General features: G+C 45.3%; 24 protein-coding genes, 1 tRNA gene and 2 other annotated features (1 of these 27 running past the window's edge). All 25 genes read right to left on the bottom strand.

The window, feature by feature from the left end:
• Positions 1–8: 8 nt before the first annotated feature.
• Complete coding sequence (gene rplW, locus VB077_RS08765) at positions 9–296, bottom strand: 50S ribosomal protein L23 (RefSeq protein WP_323414848.1); 288 nt, start codon at positions 294–296, stop codon at positions 9–11.
• Complete coding sequence (gene rplD / locus VB077_RS08760) at positions 296–919, bottom strand: 50S ribosomal protein L4 (RefSeq protein WP_323414847.1); 624 nt, start codon at positions 917–919, stop codon at positions 296–298. The genes rplW and rplD overlap by 1 nt, the downstream gene beginning before the upstream one ends.
• A 24-nt stretch (positions 920–943) precedes the next feature.
• Positions 944–1,573, bottom strand: coding sequence for a 50S ribosomal protein L3 (gene rplC / locus VB077_RS08755; protein WP_323414846.1), 630 nt, complete (start codon positions 1,571–1,573; stop codon positions 944–946).
• Positions 1,574–1,823: 250 nt separating this feature from the next.
• Positions 1,824–2,132, bottom strand: coding sequence for a 30S ribosomal protein S10 (gene rpsJ, locus VB077_RS08750; protein WP_323414845.1), 309 nt, complete (start codon positions 2,130–2,132; stop codon positions 1,824–1,826).
• 246 nt (positions 2,133–2,378) lie between these two features.
• Positions 2,379–3,581, bottom strand: a complete 1,203-nt coding sequence (gene tuf, locus VB077_RS08745; protein ID WP_323414844.1) for an elongation factor Tu — start codon at positions 3,579–3,581, stop codon at positions 2,379–2,381.
• 19 nt (positions 3,582–3,600) lie between these two features.
• The gene (gene fusA / locus VB077_RS08740; RefSeq protein WP_323414843.1) at positions 3,601–5,685 is read right to left on the bottom strand and encodes an elongation factor G; all 2,085 of its coding nucleotides are present in this window, start codon (positions 5,683–5,685) and stop codon (positions 3,601–3,603) included.
• Between the two features lie 55 nt (positions 5,686–5,740).
• Entirely contained in the window at positions 5,741–6,211 is a 471-nt protein-coding gene (rpsG, locus tag VB077_RS08735) for a 30S ribosomal protein S7 (RefSeq protein ID WP_323414842.1), read from the bottom strand.
• A 54-nt stretch (positions 6,212–6,265) separates the two neighbouring features.
• Positions 6,266–6,688: a 30S ribosomal protein S12 gene (rpsL, locus tag VB077_RS08730; RefSeq protein WP_323414841.1), complete on the bottom strand. Its 423-nt coding sequence runs from the start codon at positions 6,686–6,688 to the stop codon at positions 6,266–6,268.
• A 104-nt stretch (positions 6,689–6,792) separates the two neighbouring features.
• Positions 6,793–7,044 (bottom strand): L7Ae/L30e/S12e/Gadd45 family ribosomal protein, encoded by a 252-nt coding sequence (locus tag VB077_RS08725; RefSeq protein ID WP_323414840.1) that lies wholly within the window; start codon positions 7,042–7,044, stop codon positions 6,793–6,795.
• A 92-nt stretch (positions 7,045–7,136) separates the two neighbouring features.
• Positions 7,137–10,583, bottom strand: a complete 3,447-nt coding sequence (gene rpoC / locus VB077_RS08720; protein WP_323414839.1) for a DNA-directed RNA polymerase subunit beta' — start codon at positions 10,581–10,583, stop codon at positions 7,137–7,139.
• Positions 10,584–10,608: 25 nt separating this feature from the next.
• Positions 10,609–13,956 (bottom strand): DNA-directed RNA polymerase subunit beta, encoded by a 3,348-nt coding sequence (rpoB, locus tag VB077_RS08715; RefSeq protein ID WP_323414838.1) that lies wholly within the window; start codon positions 13,954–13,956, stop codon positions 10,609–10,611.
• A 371-nt stretch (positions 13,957–14,327) separates the two neighbouring features.
• Positions 14,328–14,702 carry a 50S ribosomal protein L7/L12 gene (gene rplL / locus VB077_RS08710; RefSeq protein ID WP_323414837.1) on the bottom strand — a complete coding sequence of 125 codons (375 nt, stop codon included), beginning with the start codon at positions 14,700–14,702 and terminating at the stop codon, positions 14,328–14,330.
• Between the two features lie 89 nt (positions 14,703–14,791).
• Complete coding sequence (gene rplJ, locus VB077_RS08705; RefSeq protein ID WP_323414836.1) at positions 14,792–15,316, bottom strand: 50S ribosomal protein L10; 525 nt, start codon at positions 15,314–15,316, stop codon at positions 14,792–14,794.
• A gap of 43 nt (positions 15,317–15,359) precedes the next feature.
• Positions 15,360–15,489: a sequence feature (ribosomal protein L10 leader region), on the bottom strand.
• A 58-nt stretch (positions 15,490–15,547) separates the two neighbouring features.
• Positions 15,548–16,240 (bottom strand): 50S ribosomal protein L1, encoded by a 693-nt coding sequence (gene rplA, locus VB077_RS08700; RefSeq protein ID WP_323414835.1) that lies wholly within the window; start codon positions 16,238–16,240, stop codon positions 15,548–15,550.
• A 51-nt stretch (positions 16,241–16,291) separates the two neighbouring features.
• On the bottom strand, positions 16,292–16,720 hold the full coding sequence (gene rplK, locus VB077_RS08695; RefSeq protein ID WP_323414834.1) for a 50S ribosomal protein L11: 429 nt from the start codon (positions 16,718–16,720) through the stop codon (positions 16,292–16,294).
• 35 nt (positions 16,721–16,755) lie between these two features.
• A complete protein-coding gene (nusG, locus tag VB077_RS08690) occupies positions 16,756–17,283 on the bottom strand; it encodes a transcription termination/antitermination protein NusG (RefSeq protein WP_323414833.1) in 528 nt (175 codons plus the stop codon).
• A gap of 71 nt (positions 17,284–17,354) precedes the next feature.
• Positions 17,355–17,579: a preprotein translocase subunit SecE gene (gene secE, locus VB077_RS08685; RefSeq protein WP_323414832.1), complete on the bottom strand. Its 225-nt coding sequence runs from the start codon at positions 17,577–17,579 to the stop codon at positions 17,355–17,357.
• A gap of 73 nt (positions 17,580–17,652) precedes the next feature.
• Positions 17,653–17,802, bottom strand: a complete 150-nt coding sequence (rpmG, locus tag VB077_RS08680; protein ID WP_323414831.1) for a 50S ribosomal protein L33 — start codon at positions 17,800–17,802, stop codon at positions 17,653–17,655.
• 291 nt (positions 17,803–18,093) lie between these two features.
• Positions 18,094–18,168 (bottom strand) — tRNA-Met (locus VB077_RS08675).
• A 20-nt stretch (positions 18,169–18,188) separates the two neighbouring features.
• The gene (gene sigH, locus VB077_RS08670) at positions 18,189–18,842 is read right to left on the bottom strand and encodes an RNA polymerase sporulation sigma factor SigH (protein WP_323414830.1); all 654 of its coding nucleotides are present in this window, start codon (positions 18,840–18,842) and stop codon (positions 18,189–18,191) included.
• A 101-nt stretch (positions 18,843–18,943) separates the two neighbouring features.
• Positions 18,944–19,690, bottom strand: coding sequence for a 23S rRNA (guanosine(2251)-2'-O)-methyltransferase RlmB (gene rlmB / locus VB077_RS08665; RefSeq protein WP_416337048.1), 747 nt, complete (start codon positions 19,688–19,690; stop codon positions 18,944–18,946).
• Positions 19,691–19,774: 84 nt separating this feature from the next.
• The gene (gene thyX / locus VB077_RS08660; protein ID WP_323414828.1) at positions 19,775–20,455 is read right to left on the bottom strand and encodes an FAD-dependent thymidylate synthase; all 681 of its coding nucleotides are present in this window, start codon (positions 20,453–20,455) and stop codon (positions 19,775–19,777) included.
• A gap of 56 nt (positions 20,456–20,511) precedes the next feature.
• Positions 20,512–20,913 carry a Mini-ribonuclease 3 gene (locus VB077_RS08655; protein ID WP_323414877.1) on the bottom strand — a complete coding sequence of 134 codons (402 nt, stop codon included), beginning with the start codon at positions 20,911–20,913 and terminating at the stop codon, positions 20,512–20,514.
• A 46-nt stretch (positions 20,914–20,959) separates the two neighbouring features.
• Positions 20,960–22,396 carry a cysteine--tRNA ligase gene (gene cysS / locus VB077_RS08650; protein ID WP_323414827.1) on the bottom strand — a complete coding sequence of 479 codons (1,437 nt, stop codon included), beginning with the start codon at positions 22,394–22,396 and terminating at the stop codon, positions 20,960–20,962.
• Positions 22,347–23,066 carry a serine O-acetyltransferase gene (gene cysE, locus VB077_RS08645; protein ID WP_323414826.1) on the bottom strand — a complete coding sequence of 240 codons (720 nt, stop codon included), beginning with the start codon at positions 23,064–23,066 and terminating at the stop codon, positions 22,347–22,349. The genes cysS and cysE overlap by 50 nt, the downstream gene beginning before the upstream one ends.
• Before the next feature lie 74 nt (positions 23,067–23,140).
• Positions 23,141–23,259 (bottom strand) — a binding site (T-box leader) (it continues 96 nt past the right edge of the window).

The following is a 23,259-nucleotide window of genomic DNA, read 5'->3' as shown; positions in this document are numbered from 1 at the left end:
CGTCAAACTTACAGACCTGCAAAGCCTTCAATTCGTTCTCCAGCTTTGAGCGTAACAATCGCCTTTTTGCGGTCTGATGTTTTGCCGGAATAACGGCCGACACGTTTCATTTTTCCGTGAACATTGATGGTCCTTACTCCAATAACGTGGACCTTAAACATCTTTTCTACCGCGGCTTTAACTTCAACCTTATTGGCAGCCGGGTTAACCCAGAAGGAGTATCTGTTTTCCTCGATCGCCCCCACAGATTTCTCGGAAACCACAGGACGTACGAGAACTTCACGAGCATCGCGCATTACGCTAACACCTCCTCCGTTTTCGCTACCGCTGCTTTTGTCATCACAATAACATCGTGATATAAGAGATCGTATACGTTCATTCCCTCAACCGGTGTGGTTTTTACCCCTTCGATATTGCGAGCGGAGCGTTCCACTGTATCATTAAGTTCATCGGTAACAATCATCGTTTTTCGATTAGCATTCAAGGCTTTTAACACCTTAACCACTTCGCGAGTTTTTGCTTCTGTTAGACTCAAGTCTTCCAAAACGATCAATTTCTGTTCATTAACCATGGAAGAAAGAGCCGAACGCAAAGCCAACCGGCGAACTTTTTTAGGAAGAGAATAACCATAATCGCGAGGTTTCGGTCCAAAGAGCACCGCACCACCTCTGAAAAGCGGTGAACGAATGCTGCCCGCACGAGCACGACCTGTTCCTTTTTGACGCCATGGTTTTCTTCCGCCTCCGCGAACCTCGCCTCTCAGCAAGGTCGAAGACGTCCCACGTCTTTGACTGGCCAGTTGTGCTACAACTGCTGAGTGCAAAACATGAGTATTGGGCTCGATCCCAAATACATATTCATTCAGCTCGAGTTCTCCGACAGGAGAACCCTGCATGTTAACGACTTGAACTTTTGGCATTGCTTATTCCTCCTTTCTCACAAGTTACTTTACTTTAACTGAACGTTTCAGAACGAGCAATCCTTTTTTAGCACCGGGTACAGCACCTTTGACAAGGATCATATTCTTATCCGCATCGACCCGGACGATTTCCAAGTTTTGAACGGTAACACGTTCTCCACCCATATGCCCAGGCAGGTCACGGCCTTTAAATACACGAGCCGGGCCTTTCGCGCCGAGGGAACCCGTACGGCGATGATACTTGGAACCATGTCCCATGGGTCCACGGTGTCCATGATGACGTTTGATCATTCCCTGGAAACCTTTACCTTTGGAAATCCCAACAACATCTACTGCATCCCCAGCAACGAAAACATCAGCCTTAATTTCTTGGCCAATTTCGAAAGCATCCACATTATCAACGCGGAACTCACGAACCCAGCGCATAGCTTTTAAATTCGCTTTTTGGAAATGACCTTTTTCTGGCTTATTAGAGAGTTTTTCACGCAATTCATTAAAGCCAACTTGAATTGCATTGTAGCCGTCGGTTGCTACTGTTTTCTTTTGAACCACATAGCATGGTCCGGCTTCGACTACGGTTACCGGAATCAGTCTGCCATCTTCCGTAAATACCTGAGTCATTCCGACTTTTTTACCCAAAATTCCTTTCGACACGAATGCCACCTCCTGAACACTTTGAAGTGCACCGGAACATCTTCCGGGGCACGAGAGCGTTCGTTTATTTGGTTTATATTCTGTGACCGAAGCACAGAGGTGTTACTCCACGCCTCCGGGCGTTTCGCGCCACAAACATGACAATTATATCATAAACTCTAAAAAAGCGCTACTTTTTTAGGTCTTTGAAAAAAATATTTTAAAGACCCGAGCGCTTAATAATGGCTTATGAATCAGCTTTTACCTTTATTTAGAGTTTAATTTCAATATCCACGCCTGCAGGTAAGTCCAAACGCATTAAAGCATCAACCGTTTTCGAAGTCGGTTCGAGAATATCAATCAAACGCTTATGTGTACGCATTTCAAACTGTTCGCGAGAATCCTTGTTTACATGCGGGGAACGAAGAATCGTGTAAATATTTTTCTCTGTAGGAAGAGGAATAGGTCCACTTACGCGAGCTCCGGTTCTTTTTGCGGTTTCAACAATCTTCTCCGCAGATTGATCCAAAATTTTGTGGTCATACGCTTTGAGGCGGATACGAATTTTTTGACTGCTCATAATTAATAACCTCCTAAAATTATTCCTGATTGATCAGGAATGCGGCGCAGAAATTACCCGGTAAAGCGGAGTCACTTTGTCCGGCAACCTTCTGCGTCATAACAGGGCTCAGAGATCAGATGCCGGATGTCAGATTATAATTCTTAATCCGCGATCTCCTCGACCCTGATTGTAAGTTCTATCCCTAGATAAAGTCAGTCGGGATGCCGCAGGGAGAACCCGCGGCATCTCTCAACATGTCTCTGATTAGGCCTCAATTTTGGCAACTACGCCTGAACCAACAGTACGGCCGCCTTCACGGATAGCAAAGCGAAGTCCTTCTTCCATAGCGATTGGAGTAATGAGTTCGCAGTTGATCGTTACGCGGTCACCGGGCATAACCATTTCTACTCCTTCAGGAAGAGTGATTACACCGGTAACGTCGGTTGTACGGAAATAGAATTGGGGACGATAGTTGTTGAAGAAAGGAGTATGACGTCCGCCTTCTTCTTTGCTCAGGATATAAACCTCTCCGCTGAATTTGGTATGAGGTTTAATGCTTCCGGTTTTCGCCAAAACTTGTCCGCGCTCGATTTCTTTACGGTCAATACCACGAAGCAGGGCTCCGATGTTGTCCCCTGCAACTGCTTGGTCAAGAAGTTTGCGGAACATTTCAACGCCTGTAACAACCGTTTTCTTAGGAGCTTCATTTAAACCAACGATTTCAATTTCATCGCCGACTTTAACAGTACCACGCTCAACACGACCGGTAGCAACTGTACCACGACCGGTAATTGTGAATACGTCTTCAACCGGCATAAGGAACGGTTTGTCAGTCGCACGTTCCGGAGTCGGAATATAGGAATCAACCGCATCCATCAGATTCCAGATCTTACCGCACCATTCACAGTCACGAGATCCGCATCCGCATTGAAGAGCTTTAAGACCGGAACCGGGAATGATCGGAATATCGTCGCCGGGGAATTCATACTCATTTAAGAGTTCACGAATTTCCATTTCAACGAGTTCCATCAGCTCAGGATCGTCAACCATATCAGCTTTGTTAAGCCATACAACGATGTATTTAACACCCACTTGGCGAGCAAGCAGAATGTGCTCACGTGTTTGAGGCATCGGACCGTCAGCAGCGGATACAACGAGGATAGCACCGTCCATTTGGGCAGCACCGGTGATCATGTTTTTAACATAGTCAGCGTGCCCTGGGCAGTCTACGTGTGCATAGTGACGATTAGCGGTTTCATACTCAACGTGTGATGTGGAAATAGTGATTCCACGTTCACGCTCTTCCGGAGCTTTGTCGATTTGGTCGAATGCTGTAGCGATAGCACCGCCGGCTTTGGAAAGAACAGTCGTGATCGCAGCGGTAGTTGTGGTTTTACCGTGGTCAACGTGACCAATGGTTCCAATGTTAACGTGGGGTTTTGTACGCTCGTACTTTTGCTTTGCCATTGAATTTCACTCCTTAATATTATTCTTTAGACCCGGTTCGCTTGGCGATAATGCCTTCAGCGATATTTTTGGGTACTTCATCAAAGTGATCCATCATCATGGAGTAAACTCCACGTCCTTGGGTCCGAGAGCGAAGGTCTGTTGCATAACCAAACATTTCGCTAAGCGGTACAAAGCCATGAATGACTTGTGCTCCGCTGCGTGCATCCATACCTTCAATACGTCCGCGGCGCGAGTTAATATCGCCGATGACGTCGCCCATATACTCATCCGGTACTGTGACTTCGACTTTCATAATCGGTTCAAGAATCACCGGATTAGCTCTTGCAGCCCCGGCCTTGAAGGCCATCGAACCTGCGATCTTGAAGGCCATTTCTGAAGAGTCAACATCATGGTAAGATCCATCATAAACGGTAGCACGCATATCGACTACGGGATATCCCGCTTGAATACCATTTTGCATGGCTTCCTCGACTCCGGCCCCAATAGGAGAAATATATTCCTTCGGAATTACACCACCGACGACTTTATTGACAAATTCGAAACCGCTTCCCGGTTCGAGGGGTTCAAGCTCAAGCCAGCAGTGTCCGTATTGACCACGGCCACCCGATTGACGAACAAACTTGCCTTCTGACTTAACAGGGCGGCGAATCGTTTCTCGATAAGCAACTTGCGGACGACCGACATTGCATTCGACTTTGAACTCGCGTTGCATCCGGTCAACAATAATCTCTAAGTGTAATTCACCCATACCTGAAATAATCGTTTGTCCTGTTTCCTGATCCGTGTGCATTTTGAAGGTCGGATCTTCTTCTGCTAAACGAGCAAGCGCGATGCCCATTTTTTCTTGGTCCGCTTTTGTCTTAGGTTCGACAGCGACATCAATTACGGGCTCAGGAAAAACCATGGACTCTAAAATAATGGGGTTCTTTTCGTCACACAGAGTATCTCCTGTTGTAGTATCTTTAAGTCCAACCGCAGCAGCGATATCTCCGGAATATGCTTCTGAAACTTCTTCACGATGATTAGCGTGCATCAAAAGGATACGGCCAATCCGTTCACGTTTATTTTTGGTTGAATTATAAACATAAGAACCTGAGGTTAGAACACCCGAGTATACCCGGAAAAATGCCAATTTACCCACATAGGGGTCAGCCATGATCTTAAAGGCCAAGGCGGAGAAAGGTTCTTCATCGCTCGATAGGCGATGATCTTCTTCACCGGTCTCCGGATGTACACCTTTAATAGGAGGCACATCAAGCGGGGAAGGCATATAATCGACAACCGCATCCAAAAGCGGTTGCACCCCTTTGTTCTTGAATGAAGATCCACAGAGTACGGGAACAAATTTCAGAGCAATTGTTCCTTTGCGAATTCCGTCACGGATTTCTTGCTCCGTTAATTCTTCACCTTCGAGATATTTCATCATGAGTTCTTCATCCGTATCAGCTACGGCTTCAAGGAGTTTCTCACGACACTCATTGGCTTTTTCGACTAAGTCTCCGGGGATACCGGTGTGTTCGCTGGTTGTACCCAAGTCGTCAGTATAAACCAACGCTTCCATCTTCACCAAATCCACGATTCCTATAAAATTTTCTTCAGATCCAATCGGGATTTGGATCGGTACTGGGTGTGCACCTAACCGATCAGCAATCATAGATACTGCTCGGAAGAAATCGGCACCCATGCGGTCCATTTTATTAATATAAGCAATACGGGGTACCCCATATTTATCGGCCTGCCGCCATACTGTTTCAGATTGAGGCTCTACACCGGAGACAGAATCAAATACTGCCACTGTCCCATCAAGTACACGTAAGGAACGTTCAACCTCAACAGTGAAGTCCACGTGCCCTGGTGTGTCAATAATGTTAATTCGGTGATCTTTCCAATGAGCAGTTGTTGCGGCTGAAGTAATCGTGATGCCACGTTCTTGCTCTTGAACCATCCAGTCCATAGTTGCAGCTCCGTCATGGACTTCACCGATTTTATGAACACGTCCGGTATAGAAAAGAATACGCTCGGTCGTAGTTGTTTTACCGGCATCAATATGTGCCATAATACCAATGTTCCGAGTTTTCTCTAATGGAAATTGCCTTGCCACTGATAATCCCCCTTTCTACAATAGTCATTTCCCTTGATATCATAGGATAAACATCCTACCAACGGAAATGCGCAAAAGCTTTATTTGCTTCAGCCATTTTATGCATATCTTCTTTTTTCTTAATAGAACCGCCTGTATTGTTTGCGGCATCCATCAGTTCGCTGGCAATCTTCTCTTCCATTGTCTTTTCACTGCGTTTGCGGGCATAATCCACAATCCAGCGTAAGCCCAAGGTTTGGCGACGCTCCGGACGAACTTCAATCGGCACTTGGTAGTTAGCACCACCTACACGGCGTGCTTTAACCTCCAATACCGGCATTACGTTTTTAAGAGCCGTTTCAAAGACTTCTAAAGGATCTTTTCCCGACTTTTCACGGATCAATTCAAATGCACTATAACAAATGGATTCTGCTGTTCCCTTTTTTCCGTCTAACATGATTTGGTTAATAAACTTCGTCACGACACGGTCTTTGTAAATGGGATCCGGCAAAACCTCTCGTTTCGCAATATACCCCTTACGTGGCAAATCATTTCCCTCCTTTACTCGTTCGTTGCAACGCAATATTTAATCATCAAGTGACTACTTTGCTTTTTTCGGACGTTTTGCTCCGTATTTTGAACGAGCCTGCATCCGTTTTTGGACACCGGAGGTATCTAACGCTCCCCGAACAATATGGTAACGTACACCAGGTAAGTCCTTAACACGGCCTCCACGCACAAGTACAACAGAGTGCTCTTGCAGGTTATGACCAATTCCCGGAATATAAGAAGATACTTCAATCCCGTTTGTTAAGCGCACACGAGCTACTTTTCGCAGTGCGGAGTTAGGTTTCTTAGGTGTCGTTGTATAAACACGAGTGCAAACTCCACGCTTTTGTGGTGATCCACCTGAAGGATATTGCTTACGTTTTAAAGAGTTCATACCCCATTGCAAAGCAGGGGCAGTTGATTTCTTTGTTAACTTTGAGCGTCCCTGACGAATCAATTGGTTAATTGTCGGCATTTCTAAACCTCCTTCCTCTAAAGAGAGAATATCAAAGGAATTGCTTAACTCAGCATCGGTCAAGCAATTCCCAAAAATAACATTGGAATTACTCTGTGCCGGTACTATTCATTGAGCAGAGCTGCCACAGCCGATCCTACTTCAATGCCGCATGCCTTACCTAAGTCGATCATCGTTGGAATTTCAACCATCTCGATCCCCAGGGTCCGGCACGATTCAAGAATTGGGCGAAGAACATGCTGTTCCGCATCTTTGGCCACAAATACTCGGCGCACGATTCCTTTTTCCAAGGCGCGTTGGGTTTGCTTAATCCCAACTGTTTTGTTTCTGGAACTTTTTAAGGTTTCATCAAGCATAAGAAATGCTTTCCTCCTAATTCAATGGTCTATGACACAAGACTATACCATTAAATCACACTATAGTATTTTAGCATCCCGGATTTCTAGTGTCAAGATTTCAGCGTTTCTTCACCTTCGATAATTTTGACATTGCGATAACGCGACATTCCCGTTCCGGCGGGAATCAGCTTACCGATAATTACATTCTCTTTCAGACCGAGCAATGGATCTACTTTTCCTTTGATCGCAGCATCGGTTAGGACACGCGTCGTTTCTTGGAAGGAAGCGGCCGAAAGGAATGAATCCGTGGCCAGTGATGCTTTCGTGATCCCCAGCAGAACAGGACGGGCAACTGCGGGCTCACCCCCGGCGGCGATCGTTTTGGCATTTTCATCCTCGAACTCGAAAACATCAATCAGTGCGCCCGGTAAGAGATTCGTATCTCCGGCTTCCTCAATCTTCACTTTACGAAGCATTTGGCGAACCATAACTTCGATGTGCTTATCATTAATGTCAACACCTTGAAGGCGGTAAACGCGTTGTACCTCACCGACCAAATAGACCTGAACTCCGCGTATTCCTTTGACCTTTAACATATCATGAGGATTAACGCTTCCTTCGGTGAGTTCATCCCCGGCCTCAACCCGGTCACCATCATGAACCTTCATGCGCGAACCGTAAGGAATGGTGTAGCTGGCACGTTCCTCATTTTCATTCACAATTTCAACTTCTCGGCGTCCCTTAACTTCTTGCGTGGTAACTTTTCCGTCAATTTCCGAGATGATTGACTGCCCCTTTGGCTTACGCGCTTCAAACAGCTCTTCGACCCGCGGCAGACCTTGGGTAATATCATCTCCGGCAACACCGCCTGTATGGAATGTACGCATGGTCAGCTGAGTTCCGGGTTCACCAATAGACTGGGCGGCTATGATACCGACGGCTTCACCCATTTCTACGGGGTGACCGGTTGCGAGATTGCGCCCGTAACATTTCTTGCAGACGCCGTGACGGCTCTTACATGTCAGCACCGAGCGAATTTTAAGCTGTTTGTATACTTTGGCAATTGATTTTGCTTGCTCCTCGGAAATCTCGCTTTGCGTTGTCGCTAAGATTTCTCCCGTCTCCGGATCTTTGACATCCTCAAGAACAAAACGACCCACAAGACGTTCCTCGAATTTCTCAATAACTTCCGGACCGTCTTTAATGTCTTCGACCATAATTCCCTGGGTAGTACCGCAATCTTCCTCACGGACAATAACATCCTGAGAAACATCAACCAAACGACGGGTAAGGTATCCTGAGTCTGCTGTCCGCAGGGCGGTATCAGCTAAACCTTTCCGCGCACCGTGAGAGGAAATGAAGTATTCCAAAACAGTAAGTCCTTCACGGAAATTGGCTTTAATCGGCAACTCAATCGTCCGTCCGGATGGATCAGCCATGAGTCCACGCATACCGGCCAATTGACGCAGCTGTTGAATATTACCCCGTGCTCCGGAGGTTGCCATCATGTAAATTGGATTAAAATGATCGAGACTGTCCATCAGCGCTTTGGTAACATCATCTGTTGCTTTGGTCCAAATTTCAATAACCTTGCCATAGCGTTCTTCATCAGTGATAAGACCGCGGCGGTATTGCTGCTCTGTTTTCGCGACTTGTTCATCTGCGGCACTCAGAACTTCCTTTTTCGCTTCAGGAACTGTAATATCGGCTAAACCGACGGTCATTCCGGCTCTTGTTGAGTATTTAAAGCCTAAGCTTTTAATTCCGTCCAGTAAATCCGCAGTGGCTTGATATCCACACAGACGATAGGACTTCGCCACAATGTTATTCAGTTGCTTTTTGCCTTGCACTTCATTGATATATCCAACTTCCGGTGGAATGACAGAGTTAAAGATCAAACGGCCTACTGTCGTCTCCAAAAGCGTTCCATCTTCACGGCGAACCTTAATCGCTGCTTGAAGGTTAACCTCTTTTGAATCATAAGCCAGTACGGCCTCATCCATATCCTTGAAGATCTTTCCCTCACCTTTTGCATGCGGACGATCCATCGTTAGATAAAAGGATCCAAGAACCATATCCTGGGTTGGGGAAGCAACAGGCCGGCCATCTTTGGGGTTTAAAATATTATGCGAAGATAACATCAGAATACGTGCTTCAGCCTGTGCCTCTGATGAAAGAGGAACGTGAACCGCCATTTGGTCTCCATCGAAGTCCGCGTTATAAGCCGTGCATACCAGAGGGTGAATTTGAAGGGCGCGTCCTTCCACAAGAATAGGCTCAAAAGCTTGGATTCCCAAACGGTGAAGCGTTGGCGCACGGTTCAAAAGCACGGGATGCTCAGTAATGACTTCCTCCAGTACGTCCCAAACCTCTGGACGAAGGCGTTCAACCATCCGTTTCGCACTTTTAATATTATGGGCATACCCTTCATTGACCAGTTTTTTCATGACGAAGGGTTTAAAGAGTTCAATCGCCATTTCTTTAGGCAGTCCGCATTGATGCATTTTCAGGTTCGGACCGACGACAATAACAGAACGGCCTGAGTAATCGACCCGCTTTCCGAGCAAGTTTTGGCGGAAACGGCCTTGTTTTCCTTTAAGCATGTCACTTAAAGATTTTAAAGGACGATTTCCGGGTCCGGTTACGGGGCGTCCGCGACGGCCATTATCAATCAAGGCATCCACTGCTTCTTGGAGCATCCGCTTTTCGTTACGAACAATAATGTCAGGAGCTCCCAAATCTAAAAGCCGCTTTAAACGATTATTCCGGTTAATAACGCGGCGATAAAGATCGTTTAAATCCGAGGTTGCAAAGCGGCCTCCGTCGAGTTGAACCATTGGACGAAGTTCCGGCGGAATAACCGGGACAACATCCATGATCATCCACTCGGGCCGATTGCCTGATGCTTTAAGCGCTTCAACCACTTCTAAACGACGAATGGCACGGATTTTACGCTGTCCGGATACTTCTTTGAGTTCAGTACGCAGTTCATCATAAAGTTTATCCAAATCCATCTCTTCAAGAAGAACTTTAATCGCTTCCGCACCCATTGCCGCTTGAAAACGGGTACCGTATTTATCATGATATTCCCGATATTCTGTTTCGGTAAGCAGTTGTTTTTTAATTAATGATGTATCCCCCGGATCAGTTACAATATAGGATACGAAATAAAGAACCTTTTCCAAGGAGCGTGGGGACATATCGAGAAGAAGTCCCATACGGCTCGGAATTCCTTTGAAATACCATATATGGGAGACCGGGGCAGCCAATTCAATGTGCCCCATCCGTTCCCGGCGTACCTTTGAACGGGTGACTTCAACACCGCAGCGATCACAAACAATTCCCTTATAACGAACCCGCTTATATTTACCGCAGTGGCATTCCCAGTCACGTGTCGGTCCAAAGATCTTTTCGCAAAAAAGGCCCTCACGCTCAGGTTTTAAAGTACGATAGTTAATGGTTTCCGGCTTTTTCACTTCTCCATGCGACCAAGCACGAATCATTTCCGGTGAAGCCAGGCCAATACGCATCCGATCTATATTGTTTGAGTCTAACAAGGTCCTCTCTCCTTTCACCTAAGGATTAATCGAAATCGTCAGGGTTATCCTCTTCTAAGAGGTTCTCCCCATCCAGTTCATCCTCCGAGTTTTCATCGTCTTCGTTTTCTCCATCGGTTTCCGAAGATTTTGGAGCCGGCATTTCCTCCTGAAGATCCATGCCAAGTTCTTTTGCCTTTTCAGCCACATCTTCATCCAGCTCACGAATCTCGACCTCTTTGTCATCTTCTGTGAGCACCCGAATATCTAAGGCTAAGCTTTGGAGTTCTTTAATGAGAACTTTGAAGGACTCAGGAACACCCGGCTCAGGGATATTTTCGCCTTTAACAATCGCTTCATAAGTTTTAACACGTCCGACAACATCATCCGACTTAACCGTCAAGATCTCTTGCAAGGTATAAGCCGCTCCATACGCTTCAAGTGCCCAAACCTCCATTTCGCCGAACCGTTGTCCGCCGAACTGTGCTTTTCCTCCAAGGGGCTGTTGGGTAACAAGAGAGTATGGTCCGGTTGAACGAGCATGGATTTTATCATCAACCAAATGGTGAAGTTTTAAGAAGTACATGATACCCACGGTAATCTGATTATCAAAAGGTTCACCGGTACGCCCGTCATAAAGTACCGTTTTTCCGGTTTCGGGGAGTCCCGCTTTTTTAAGTGTTTCGAAAACATCTTCTTCCCGAGCTCCATCGAATACAGGGGTAGCGACCTTGACCCCGAGCGTCTTTGCCGCCCAACCAAGGTGGGTCTCCATAACCTGACCAATATTCATCCGGGACGGAACACCCAGCGGATTTAAGACAATTTCTACAGGGGTGCCATCCGGTAAAAACGGCATATCTTCCTCGCGCATAATACGGGAAATAACCCCTTTGTTACCATGGCGTCCGGCCATTTTATCACCCACGGAAATCTTCCGTTTCTGAGCAATATAAACCCGAACAAGTTCATTAACACCCGGAGCAAGCTCATCGCCGTTTTCCCGGGTAAACACTTTGACATCGACAATTTTTCCTGCTTCGCCATGGGGTACGCGAAGTGAGGTGTCACGAACTTCACGTGCTTTTTCACCGAAAATTGCGCGGAGAAGACGTTCCTCGGCAGTCAGTTCTGTTTCTCCTTTCGGGGTAACTTTACCGACAAGAATGTCACCGGGGCGGACTTCGGCACCGATTCGAATAATTCCGCGTTCGTCTAAGTCTTTCAAGACATCTTCACCGACATTCGGAATGTCTCGTGTAATTTCCTCCGGTCCAAGCTTTGTATCCCTTGCATCTGATTCATACTCTTCAATATGGATCGAAGTATAGTAATCTTCACGTACAAGTTTTTCGCTTATGAGGACAGCATCCTCGTAATTGTAGCCTTCCCAGGTCATGAAGGCAATCAACACATTACGGCCCAGAGCTAACTCCCCATGATCTGTCGATGGTCCGTCTGCAATAATCTGGTCAGCCTCAACCACTTCACCCTTTTCAACGATCGGGCGTTGATTGATGCATGTCCCTTGGTTTGATCGAAGATATTTAAGGAGCTTATGTTTTTCGAGTGTTCCATCATCATGACGAATGATGATTTCATCCGCCGTCGAACGTTCGATAACTCCGGCTTTAGCGGCCAGCGCGCAAACCCCTGAATCTTTGGCTGCCTTATACTCCATCCCTGTTCCCACGTAGGGAGAATCGGTACGGAGAAGGGGAACTGCCTGACGCTGCATGTTCGCCCCCATCAAAGCACGGTTCGCATCGTCGTGCTCCAGGAAGGGAATCAGTGCCGTTGCAATTGAAACCATCTGTTTCGGCGATACATCCATGTAGTCAACCCGGCTAGGCGGAACAAGCACGAAATCAGGACCATGACGTGCATCAATTTTATCTTCAAGGAAACGTCCCTCTTCATCAATAGGAGAGTTGGCCTGAGCCACGACAAACTTTTCCTCTTCATCTGCTGTCAGATAATCAATGGTGTCGGTAACGCGGGTATCAACAACTTTACGATAAGGAGCCTCGATAAAACCATAGGCATTGATTCGTCCATACGTACTTAAAGATCCAATCAATCCGATGTTCGGACCTTCAGGTGTTTCAATCGGACACATCCGTCCATAGTGTGAGGAGTGTACGTCACGCACTTCGAAACCTGCGCGTTCCCGGCTTAAACCCCCGGGTCCTAAAGCACTCAGCCGGCGTTTATGGGTTAATTCTGCCAAAGGATTCGTTTGATCCATAAACTGTGACAGCTGGCTGCTTCCGAAAAATTCCTTGATTGCAGCGACAACAGGTCGGATATTGATAAGAACTTGTGGTGTAATGACATCGACATCTTGAATCGTCATCCGCTCACGAACAACTCTTTCCATTCTGGAAAGACCGATCCTGAACTGATTCTGCAACAGTTCACCCACAGAGCGCAAACGTCGGTTGCCTAGATGGTCGATATCATCTTTACGACCTATTCCATTCATCAAATCAAGCATTTGCCGCAGGGAAGCAATAATATCTTCGCGCGTTAAATGATGCACTTCCGGAGGAATATCCAGACTTAATTTTTTATTTAATTTATACCGACCCACTTTAGCCAGATCATAGCGTTTGGGGTCAAAGAACAGCGCTTCAAGTAAAGAGCGTGCACTATCCACCGTCGGCGGCTCACCGGGACGCAGACGTTTGTAGATTTCAACTAAGGCTTCTTCTGTAGATTCAGAATTATCCCTTTCAAGCGTCAAGCGAATATGCTCATTATCATCAAAGAGCTCAAGAATTTGACCATTTGAAGCATAGCCCAAAGCGCGGATAAGAACAGTTGCCGGAAGCTTTCTTGTACGGTCAACTCGGACAAATATATTATCATTTAAGTCAGACTCGAATTCGAGCCAGGCTCCACGATTAGGTATAACCGTTGCCCCATAAAGCTTTTTACCGCTGGGGTCAATTGTTTCACTATAATAGACACCCGGTGAACGAACAAGCTGGCTGACAATAACCCGCTCAGCCCCGTTGATAATAAACGTTCCTTTCGCAGTCATGAGAGGAAAATCTCCCATGAATACTTCTTGTTCTTTTACCTCACCCGTCTCTTTATTAATGAGGCGAACCTTTACCCTCAAAGGAGCCGCAAAGGTTACGTCACGTTCCTTGCACTCTTCCACATCATATTTAGGCTCACCCAGACTATAGTCGATAAACTCTAAGACTAGATTGCCGGTGAAATCTTGAATCGGAGAAATGTCATGGAACATTTCGCGTAGTCCCTCATCAAGAAACCAATGATAGGAGTTCTGCTGAATTTCAATTAGATTTGGCATGTCGAGTACTTCTCGGATTCTGGAATAACTCCAGCGCTCCCGCGTCCCAACCTTAACAGGATAGAACATTTACGCTTCACCCCTCAAGTGTGATGTCCTCGCCCGAGGAAATAATATTTTGAACATAAACAACCAAAAGCAAGGCCTTCATTTTAAAACCTCGCTTCGCTATTTATGGAGATCCCTCTACATTCATACGATTGATCAAATGATAATCTCCCCATTACGCACTTTGCAATGTGCTATTTTATACAGGAATATACTGGATAATATATGCATTATATGTAACGTAACAATTAATAAGGATACCAAGGAAATTTTATTTTGTCAAGGAATAATTTAAAAATATCTAAAAAACTACAAAACAATTTAGTAAATAAAAGATGCCTTCCAACTCTGGAAAGCATCTTTTATTGTTATAGCGTAAGTTTTTTTAAGACTTATTTTACTTCTACTGAAGCACCGGCATCGGTAAGTTTAGTTTTGAAAGCATCAGCATCATCTTTGCTGACTTTTTCTTTGATTGCTTTTGGTGCATTGTCAACAAGTTCTTTAGCTTCTTTAAGGCCAAGTCCGGTAATTTCGCGGACAGCTTTGATGACGTTGATTTTTGATCCACCGGCACTGGTAAGGATTACATCGAATTCTGTTTGCTCAGCAGCAGCGGCAGGAGCGGCAGCACCGGGAGCAGCAGCTACGGCTACAGGAGCAGCAGCGCTAACACCAAATTCTTCTTCGAATGCTTTGACGAGTTCAGCGAGTTCGAGCACAGTTAAACCTTTTACGGCTTCGAGAATTTCAGCAGTTTTAGACATGTTAAAATATCCTCCTTAAAACCTTTAAAATTAATAAAATTTCACTTTTTTAAATTAAGCATTTTGTACGTTAAGCTTATAAAGTTCGATTAGGCTTGCGCTTCTTTAAGCTTACGCACTTCTTCTAAGGCATAACCCATCTTGCGGATAGGTCCTTGAAGAACATTGACCATACCAACCAGCGGAGCCTGCATTCCACGCACCACTTGTGTAAGAAGTACTTCGCGTGAAGGTAATTCGGCCAGAACTTTAACCCCTTCAGAATCCACGACCTTGCCTTCAACGACACCGCCTTTGATTTTGAAGTTTTTGACTTCTTTAGCGAATTCGGCTATTACCTTAGCAGGTGCTACCGGATCAGCACTAAAAGCAACAGCGGTTGGGCCTTCAAGGTAAACATCCAATCCTTCAATTCCAACCTCATTCGCAGCACGGCTAACCATGGTATTTTTCAATACTCGATATTCGACACCGGCTTGACGTAATTGAGCGCGCAATTTGGTTGCTTGTGCAACTGTTATTCCACGGTAATCAGCAATGACTACTCCTGATGATCCTTGGAATTTCTCTTTTATTTCCGAAACGACTTGTGCTTTACCTTCGAAATTTGGCACTTTAGTCCACCCCCTTCCACAGATTACACTCATCACAATGAAAACATAAAAATAAAAAACCTCCGCGTATGCAGAGGTTAAGAATGCCCAATCAAAAGGACCTATTCTCCAACCTCGGCAGGCTAATTAAGCTTTTAAGCCCCTGCTGTCTACAGCGGAATGCTATTCAATTCTTGCTGAGTATATCTTACCTGTGTAATCCTGTCAAGAATGAATTTACTTATTTTGCAATTAGAGCGCTTTAATCGGGTTAATCCGAACGCCGGGTCCCATCGTCGATGAGACTGTTGCGCTACGAACAAATTGTCCCTTAGCCGCTGCAGGTTTTGCTTTATACAGAACTTCAGCCAGAGTCTTATAGTTCTCCATAAGCTGTTCTTCCGTAAATGACACTTTTCCAATCCGAGCATGAATGATTCCGGCTTTATCAGCTCGGTACTCAATCTTACCGGCTTTGATTTCTTTAATTGCTTTTGTCACATCCACGGTAACCGTTCCGGTTTTCGGGTTTGGCATAAGTCCTTTAGGACCAAGTACCCGTCCTAATTTACCAACCATCCCCATCATATCCGGGGTTGCAACGACAACTTCAAAATCAAACCAACCTTGCTCGATTTTGGCGATCATATCTTCGGCGCCGACAAAATCTGCACCTGCTGCTTCGGCTTCCTTTGCTTTTTCACCTTTTGCAAATACAAGAACCGTACGAGTTTTACCTGTACCGTTCGGGAGTACAACTGCTCCCCGAATTTGCTGATCAGCATGACGGGTATCAATGCCGAGTTTAATGGCAAGTTCTACTGTTTCATCAAATTTTGCTTTTGCAACCTTCTTAACAATAGACAAAGCCTCTGCAGGTTCATAAAGGGCATTCTGATCAAATGCTTTGACTGCATCTTGATAGTTTTTTCCTACTTTAGACATTCTTTAGCCTCCTTGTGGTCAATTCGGGCCTATGCCCTCCCACGTATCGAATTAAGCTTCGACGATTACAATTCCCATGCTCCGCGCTGTGCCTTCAATCATGCGCATTGCAGATTCGACACTTGCAGCGTTCAAGTCTTGCATCTTAAGTTCAGCGATTTCGCGAACTTTGGATTTATCAACCTTAGCCACCTTTTTACGGTTAGGCTCGCCTGAACCAGAATTGATATTCGCTGCCTTTTTCAGCAATACTGAAGCCGGCGGAGTTTTAGTAATAAAGGTAAAGGAGCGATCTTCATAAACAGTAATTTCAACCGGAATAATAAGTCCCGCTTGATCCTTTGTGCGCTCATTGTACTCTTTGCAGAAGGCCATGATATTTACACCATGCTGTCCAAGAGCAGGACCAACCGGAGGTGCCGGTGTTGCTTTACCCGCAGTAATCGCTAATTTTACCAAACCAACAACTTTTTTTGCCATGCTATACACCTCCTTAATAGGGTAATTCTATCTGCTTAGTCGATTTTTTCGACTTGGGCAAAATCAAGTTCAACAGGTGTCTCCCGGCCAAACATGGAGACAGCCACTCGCAGCTTCCCTTTATCCTCTAAAATCTCGCGGATAACACCGACGAAATCTTTAAAAGGTCCTGAGGTAACGCGGACGCTTTGATTTAAAGAATAATCAATATGGGTTCGTACTTCTTCAACACCCATTTGACGCAAAATAGTTACGACTTCATGCTCTAATAGTGGGATCGGTTTTGCACCTGTCCCAACAAAGCCGGTTACCCCAGGGGTATTCCTGACAACATACCAGGAATCGTCCGTCATTTCCATCTCGACGAGAACGTAACCTGGGAATACCTTGCGCTTGGCAACTTTCTTCTTCCCATTTTTGATTTCAATCTCATCTTCCATGGGAACAAGAACGCGAAATATTTTGTCCTCCATATTCATGGATTCCACGCGTTTTTCAAGATTCGTCTTCACCTTATTCTCATAACCGGAATAGGTGTGAATGACATACCAATTTTTTGCCATGATTCAAACGGGAACCTCCAATACCGGTCCCAAACCTCCTTGCCAAGTCTAAGGGCAACCTGTTTGAGATCCTATCCGAGCATTTTTGTCATTACGAAACTCAGCCCACTATCGACTACCCAAAGCATTACAGCTACGATTGCCACAACCACCAAAACAACACCTGTATATGTTAAGAGTTGTTGGCGATCCGGCCATTGTACCTTTTTAAGTTCGCTTATAACACCTCTAAAATACTCCGACGCTTTTTCTGATTTTTGTCCGGAAGTATTTTTCTGTTTCTTTTCAGCGCCCAAACAATCACATCCTTACAAGACATCTGCAGCACTTTAGCAACAACGCCCCCCGGCGTACGCCTAAACCCAATAATTATTTGGTTTCCTTGTGAACAGTGTGAGTCTTGCAGAATTTACAATACTTCTTAAGCTCTATTCGGTCCGGATTGTTTTTCTTATTTTTCATTGTAGAATAATTACGGTTTTTGCATTCCGTACACGCTAAATTAAGTGCAACACGCATTCATGAACACCTCCCTGGGCAAAAACATATGACTCCAAAATAATCCATGCTCAAATAATTTATCACAAGAGTCTAGTCCTGTCAAGAAATTGAAGCAATGAGCAGATAAATGTAAAATAAATAAGACAGCCGCGCTGTCTCCTGCATCTTATTTATTGTAACCCATCCTTAAGCTAATCACAAGACCTGCTTATCGGAAAAATACAATAAAGATTTGAAAAAGACTAAAATTAAAATTAAAATTTAGAATTAAAAACTCCGTATTTTATGAAACGGAGTTTATTATTTGCTTGGTTGCGGGGGCCGGATTCGAACCGACGACCTTCGGGTTATGAGCCCGACGAGCTACCGCTGCTCCACCCCGCGAAGTTATAAGTAAGAAACCCTTAAACATTTCTTCTCTCTAAATATCGTTCAAGTTTTCTCTTGACCCGCTGAAGAGCGTTATCTATTGATTTAACATGACGATGCAAATCAACAGCAATTTCTTGATAGGATTTGCCTTCTAAGTATGACATTAAAACTTTCCACTCTAATGAACTTAGAATCTCACCCATCTTTTCCTCAATATCATCATACTCTTCCTGGCTGATAATGAGCTCCTCGGGATCAGTAATTCGAGTTCCTGAAATCACATCAAGGAGCGTCCGATCTGAATCTTCATCATAGATCGGCTTATTTAATGATACGTATGAGTTAAGGGGAATATGTTTTTGGCGGGTTGCTGTTTTAATCGCCGTAATGATTTGGCGTGTAATGCACAACTCGGCAAAAGCCCTAAATGAAGAGAGTTTATCACCGCGGAAATCTCGAATCGCTTTGTAGAGACCAATCATACCCTCTTGGATAATATCTTCGCGATCTGCGCCAATCAAAAAATAAGATCGCGCTTTTGCCCTCACAAAATTCTTATACTTATTGATTAAGTACTCGAGTGCCGCGGCATCGCCTTCTTTGGCCAGCTCTACGATTTCTTCATCCGCTATGATCTCAATTGCATCGCACCCTACAGGCTCCTCAGGTTGGGCATTAAAACTCAAATTGCTCCCCCCTTATCATGGTGATGAAGATAGCGTAAATAATATACAACTCTTGTCCGCAAGCAACAACAGTCATATTATAACCGAGTGACGCGAAAACCTCAAGATGAAGTTTTGGCGGTACGTTGTCGAAGAACCTCGTATAAAAGGATAGAACCTGCCACACTGGCATTTAAGGAATTTATTCTCCCCTTCATCGGAAGGCTCACTATTTCATCACAAGCTTCCCGGACTAAGCGGCTGATTCCCTTACCCTCGCTGCCAATAACCAATACCCTTGGGCCTGTTAAATCCGTTGCAAAGGCCTCCGTACCTTCTGCCTCAGCCCCTGCGACCCAGCAGCCGGCCTCTTTTAATTCCTTCAACGTTTGGACGAGATTCGTTTTCCGAGCAACAAGCACATGCTCAACTGCCCCGGCCGAAGTCTTGGCTACAGTTCCTGTCAGTCCTACACTGCGGCGTTTAGGAATAATAACCCCATGAGCACCAACAGCATCAACGGTACGGATAAGTGCGCCCAAATTATGGGGATCTTCAACTTCATCCAGAACGAGAATGAAAGGGTCTTCCCCTTTAGATCGCGCTAAATCTAAAATATCTTCCACAGTTGCATACTCTCTTGGCGCAACATAAGCCATTACACCTTGGTGCTTAGCATGTTCCGTTAAACGATCGAGCGCTGATTTTTCGACAAACTGAAAAGGAATTCTTTTTTCTCGTACAGCTTCGACAAGTTCCCGGAAGTTTGTACCTGTTCCTTCAGCTTGGAACAGAATTTTGTTGATAGGTTTGTCGGCTTTTAAAAGTTCTCTAACTGAGTTGCGTCCATAAACTATTTCATCGTTTATTTCACTCATAAGCATTGCTCCTTAGGTTAAGCGTATTTTTTCGGGAATTACCTCCTGGTATTTTTGTATCGCCAGGATTTTGCTTTACATCGGTCGCTTTATAAGTGTCTTGATACGTCCGCAGCTCATTGCTCCCTCATGGCATACGCCTTGGGTAACACAGGTAGGCCCCGCTTCGGCAAAAAGATTAGGAGCCACTTCCTTAACGAGCTGAAGCATCTTTTCAGCAAGCTGCCGGATTTCCCATTGAGCCCGCATACAAGTTCGATGCTCAAAGAAATTCAGCAAAGAGCGGGCATTAAACGTAGCCATTAAAGAAGTCGTGCAAGCGTTAGGCAGAACATAACGCGCATCCTCTGCCGGAACGGCTTTGAGAAGTTCTTGATATTCTTCCTGCAAGGTTTGTATTATCCTTTCAAAGCGCTCTAATGCTTCAGGGTTACGATTGATACTGGGAGGTGTCACAAATTCAAATCCCGTTTCCTTGACGTAACGCTGCGAACGCTGGGAGTAACTAGCAATCCGGTGACGGACTAACTGATGGGATAACGATCTTGACACCCCGTCGATGGAAAACTGAAAACTTACATGTTCAAAGGGAGACAGATGCCCCATAGAACTAAGTTTACGTACAAAATCCGCAATTTTTTCATCCGTAAGCTTTTCCATCAGCTCCGGAACAGGGTCTGATGAATAACATAAGCGTGCTGCAGCAGCAACCACCTTTTCCGGGTCCGGTGTATATTGAATCAACTCGACATTCACCTTATGATCCACCCTCTCTCTATACCTTAAATCTATCTTTTACATATCTTTCCAGGCTACATATCTTCCACAGCGCCGCAGCTCGCAACAACAGCATCAGCCCGGTTAAAAGCCCAAACCATTCGTTCTTCTTGTCCGGTCAAGTGCCAATACCCTACTAAAGCCTCAAAAGCCGTTGCATGACGGTAAGTGATAACGTCGGTGCTTTTGGGATGGCTGCCTTTGGTATTTCTTCCGCGCATGACAACCTGATTTTCTGTCTCTGTCAGTTCAGCCATTAATCCCTGTAACAACTGGGCTTGAGTGGATGCCCGGACATAATCCGTTGCCGCATGATGTAAATCCTTAACTTTTTCGTAGCCTAATTCCAGTAAATGTGTTCTAACCCACAGTTCATACACTGCATCCCCAAGATAGGCCAGGGTTAGTGAATTCTGTTCCTGCCATCCTCTTGACATCTGGACGGGCAAAATGCCCTTTCCTCCTTTTATTAACCCTTTATCGTCAACCCTTTATCGTCCACCGTGCTCCCTGAGGAGTATCCTCAAGCACAATCCCAACATCTTTTAACTGATCCCGGATAAAGTCTGCCATTTCCCAATCCTTCTTCTGACGAGCTTTTAGCCGAACGCTGAGAAGGATCTCCATAATTTCGGCTAGTTTTTCATCCTGTTCAACATCTTGAGATTCGGGATGTTCTAAATCAAAGCCCAGTACTCCTGCTAATTCCAGCAATACCTCACGTGCCTTAGCAAGCCCGGTCGAAGCAAACGGATAAGCCTGGAGATGGGCATTCATGGTCTTACCTAATTCAAAAAGGCTGGCATAAGCGAGGGCTGAATTAAAATCATCATCCATTGCCGCTTCAAAATCTTGGCGAGCCTTCTCTGCAGCCTTTAAAAGCTCCTCATTTAATTCTACCTTAACCGCAACCGGACTATTCTTGGCCAGCGCCTCATTCGCCAAGCGAAGACTAGTCTGCAAGCGTTCCAGACCTTTTTGAGCCATCCGAAGATTCTCATCGTCAAAATCAAGAGGACTCCGGTAGTGCGTACTCAGCAGATAAAAACGAACAACCTCCCCTGAGAAATGTTCGAGAACTTCGCGCACGGTAAAGAAATTTCCCAAGGATTTAGACATTTTTTGCTGATTAAAAGTTAAAAAGGCATTGTGCATCCAATAACGGACAAAAGGTTTCCCATCGAGATAGCCTTCCGACTGCGCTATTTCATTCTCATGATGGGGGAAAACAAGATCTCCCCCGCCCCCATGAATATCAAAGCCCGCTCCCAAATATTTCAGGGACATCGCTGTACACTCAATATGCCAGCCGGGGCGTCCTTCCCCCCAAGGGCTTTTCCAAGAAGGCTCACCGGGTTTCGCTTTTTTCCAAAGCGCAAAATCCATGGGATTATTTTTGCGATCATCCACATCCACGCGGGCTCCTGCTTGCATATCCTCTAAGGAACGGCCTGACAGCTTACCATAGTGAGGGAATTTGTCTACCGCGAAATACACATCGCCGTCCACCTCATAAGCCAGTCCTTTTGTGATCAGTCCTTGAATAATCTCAAGCATTTCAGGAATATGCTCTGTTGCCTTAGGATGAACGGTTGCCGGCAGAACATGAAGCGCCCGGGCATCCTTAAAATACTCTTCAATATATTTTTGAGAGAGCACTAAAGGATCTACCCCTTCTTCTAATCCACGCTTAATGATCTTATCATCCACATCGGTAAAATTCTGAACAAAGGTTACATCATATCCTTTATACATCAAGTAACGTCTGATCATGTCAAACACAACAAGCATCCGCCCGTTTCCGACATGCACATAGTTATAAACAGTGGGGCCACAGGTATACATCGCAACTTTCCCACTATCGCGAGGCTTAAACTCCTCTTTTTGATGATTCATTGTGTTGAATAATTTCAAAGACATCGAATTGACTCTCCTTTGCTTTTTGAGATTGCTCCAATGCGTTTACCCGCTCCATAAGACATCTTAACATTTCCTGAACGGGATCCGGGAGGTTTTCGGTTGGGCCTGACGGTACTTCTTTAGTCGGCTCCATCTCAGGGTTCACCCGAACTCCCATATGCCTTACAATCGTTCCCGGTACTCCCACCACCGTTGAATTGTCCGGAACAGGCTTCGTTACGACCGAGCCCGCACCAATCTTAACATTGTCTCCTATTGTGATCGAGCCCAAAACTTTGGCACCTGAGCCAATAAAGACATTATTGCCTATTGTAGGATGCCGCTTTCCTTTTTCCTTGCCCGTCCCCCCTAATGTCACCCCTTGATAGAGGGTAACATTATCACCGACCTCAGCAGTTTCTCCAATAACCACACCCATGCCATGGTCAATAAAAAATCCCTGTCCAATCTTAGCCCCCGGATGGATCTCAATTCCGGTTAAAAAACGAGCGAGTTGAGAAATGATCCGGGCAAGAAGAACCCGTTTTTTACCATAAAGCCAATGTGCCAGACGGTGGAAAAGAATCGCATGAAAGCCGGGGTAGCATAATATGACTTCAACAATACTCCTTGCGGCCGGGTCACGTTCAAAAATTACCTGAATATCTTTTCTAATTTGATGAAACATCATCTATCACCCTTCAGAAATACATATGCTAAATCTTCAACCACTTAAGTCAATGAATATAAAAAAGGAAACCCCTCATCAGAGACGAAGGATTTCCGTGGTTCCACTCTGTTTAAACAAGACTCACTTGTTTCTCACAAGGCTTTAACGCAGCCGCTACGGATTTGAATACTCAAACTTCCTCTGCTCCGTTCCA

This window comes from Desulfitobacterium sp. (assembly GCF_034927245.1).
Classification (GTDB): Bacteria; Bacillota; Desulfitobacteriia; order Desulfitobacteriales; family Desulfitobacteriaceae; genus Desulfitobacterium_A.
The sequence above is the reverse complement of the archived record's forward strand: the minus strand, read 5'-3'. Positions and strand labels throughout refer to the sequence as shown.

Coding starts and splice junctions, on each gene's coding strand:
- rplL (WP_323414837.1), bottom strand. CDS start 14,702: ATGTCTAAAACTGCTGAAATTCTCGAAGCCGTAAAAGGTTTAACTGTG.
- rpmG (WP_323414831.1), bottom strand. CDS start 17,802: ATGCGTGTTGCACTTAATTTAGCGTGTACGGAATGCAAAAACCGTAAT.
- tuf (WP_323414844.1), bottom strand. CDS start 3,581: ATGGCAAAGCAAAAGTACGAGCGTACAAAACCCCACGTTAACATTGGA.
- cysE (WP_323414826.1), bottom strand. CDS start 23,066: ATGATGTTTCATCAAATTAGAAAAGATATTCAGGTAATTTTTGAACGT.
- rpoB (WP_323414838.1), bottom strand. CDS start 13,956: ATGTTCTATCCTGTTAAGGTTGGGACGCGGGAGCGCTGGAGTTATTCC.
- VB077_RS08655 (WP_323414877.1), bottom strand. CDS start 20,913: ATGTCAAGAGGATGGCAGGAACAGAATTCACTAACCCTGGCCTATCTT.
- rplW (WP_323414848.1), bottom strand. CDS start 296: ATGCGCGATGCTCGTGAAGTTCTCGTACGTCCTGTGGTTTCCGAGAAA.
- rplA (WP_323414835.1), bottom strand. CDS start 16,240: ATGTCTAAAGTAGGAAAAAACTATCAAGATGCAGTCAAAGCATTTGAT.
- rplD (WP_323414847.1), bottom strand. CDS start 919: ATGCCAAAAGTTCAAGTCGTTAACATGCAGGGTTCTCCTGTCGGAGAA.
- rplK (WP_323414834.1), bottom strand. CDS start 16,720: ATGGCAAAAAAAGTTGTTGGTTTGGTAAAATTAGCGATTACTGCGGGT.
- nusG (WP_323414833.1), bottom strand. CDS start 17,283: ATGGCAAAAAATTGGTATGTCATTCACACCTATTCCGGTTATGAGAAT.
- VB077_RS08725 (WP_323414840.1), bottom strand. CDS start 7,044: ATGCTTGATGAAACCTTAAAAAGTTCCAGAAACAAAACAGTTGGGATT.
- cysS (WP_323414827.1), bottom strand. CDS start 22,396: ATGTCTTTGAAATTATTCAACACAATGAATCATCAAAAAGAGGAGTTT.
- rpsL (WP_323414841.1), bottom strand. CDS start 6,688: ATGCCGACAATTAACCAATTGATTCGTCAGGGACGCTCAAAGTTAACA.
- rpsJ (WP_323414845.1), bottom strand. CDS start 2,132: ATGAGCAGTCAAAAAATTCGTATCCGCCTCAAAGCGTATGACCACAAA.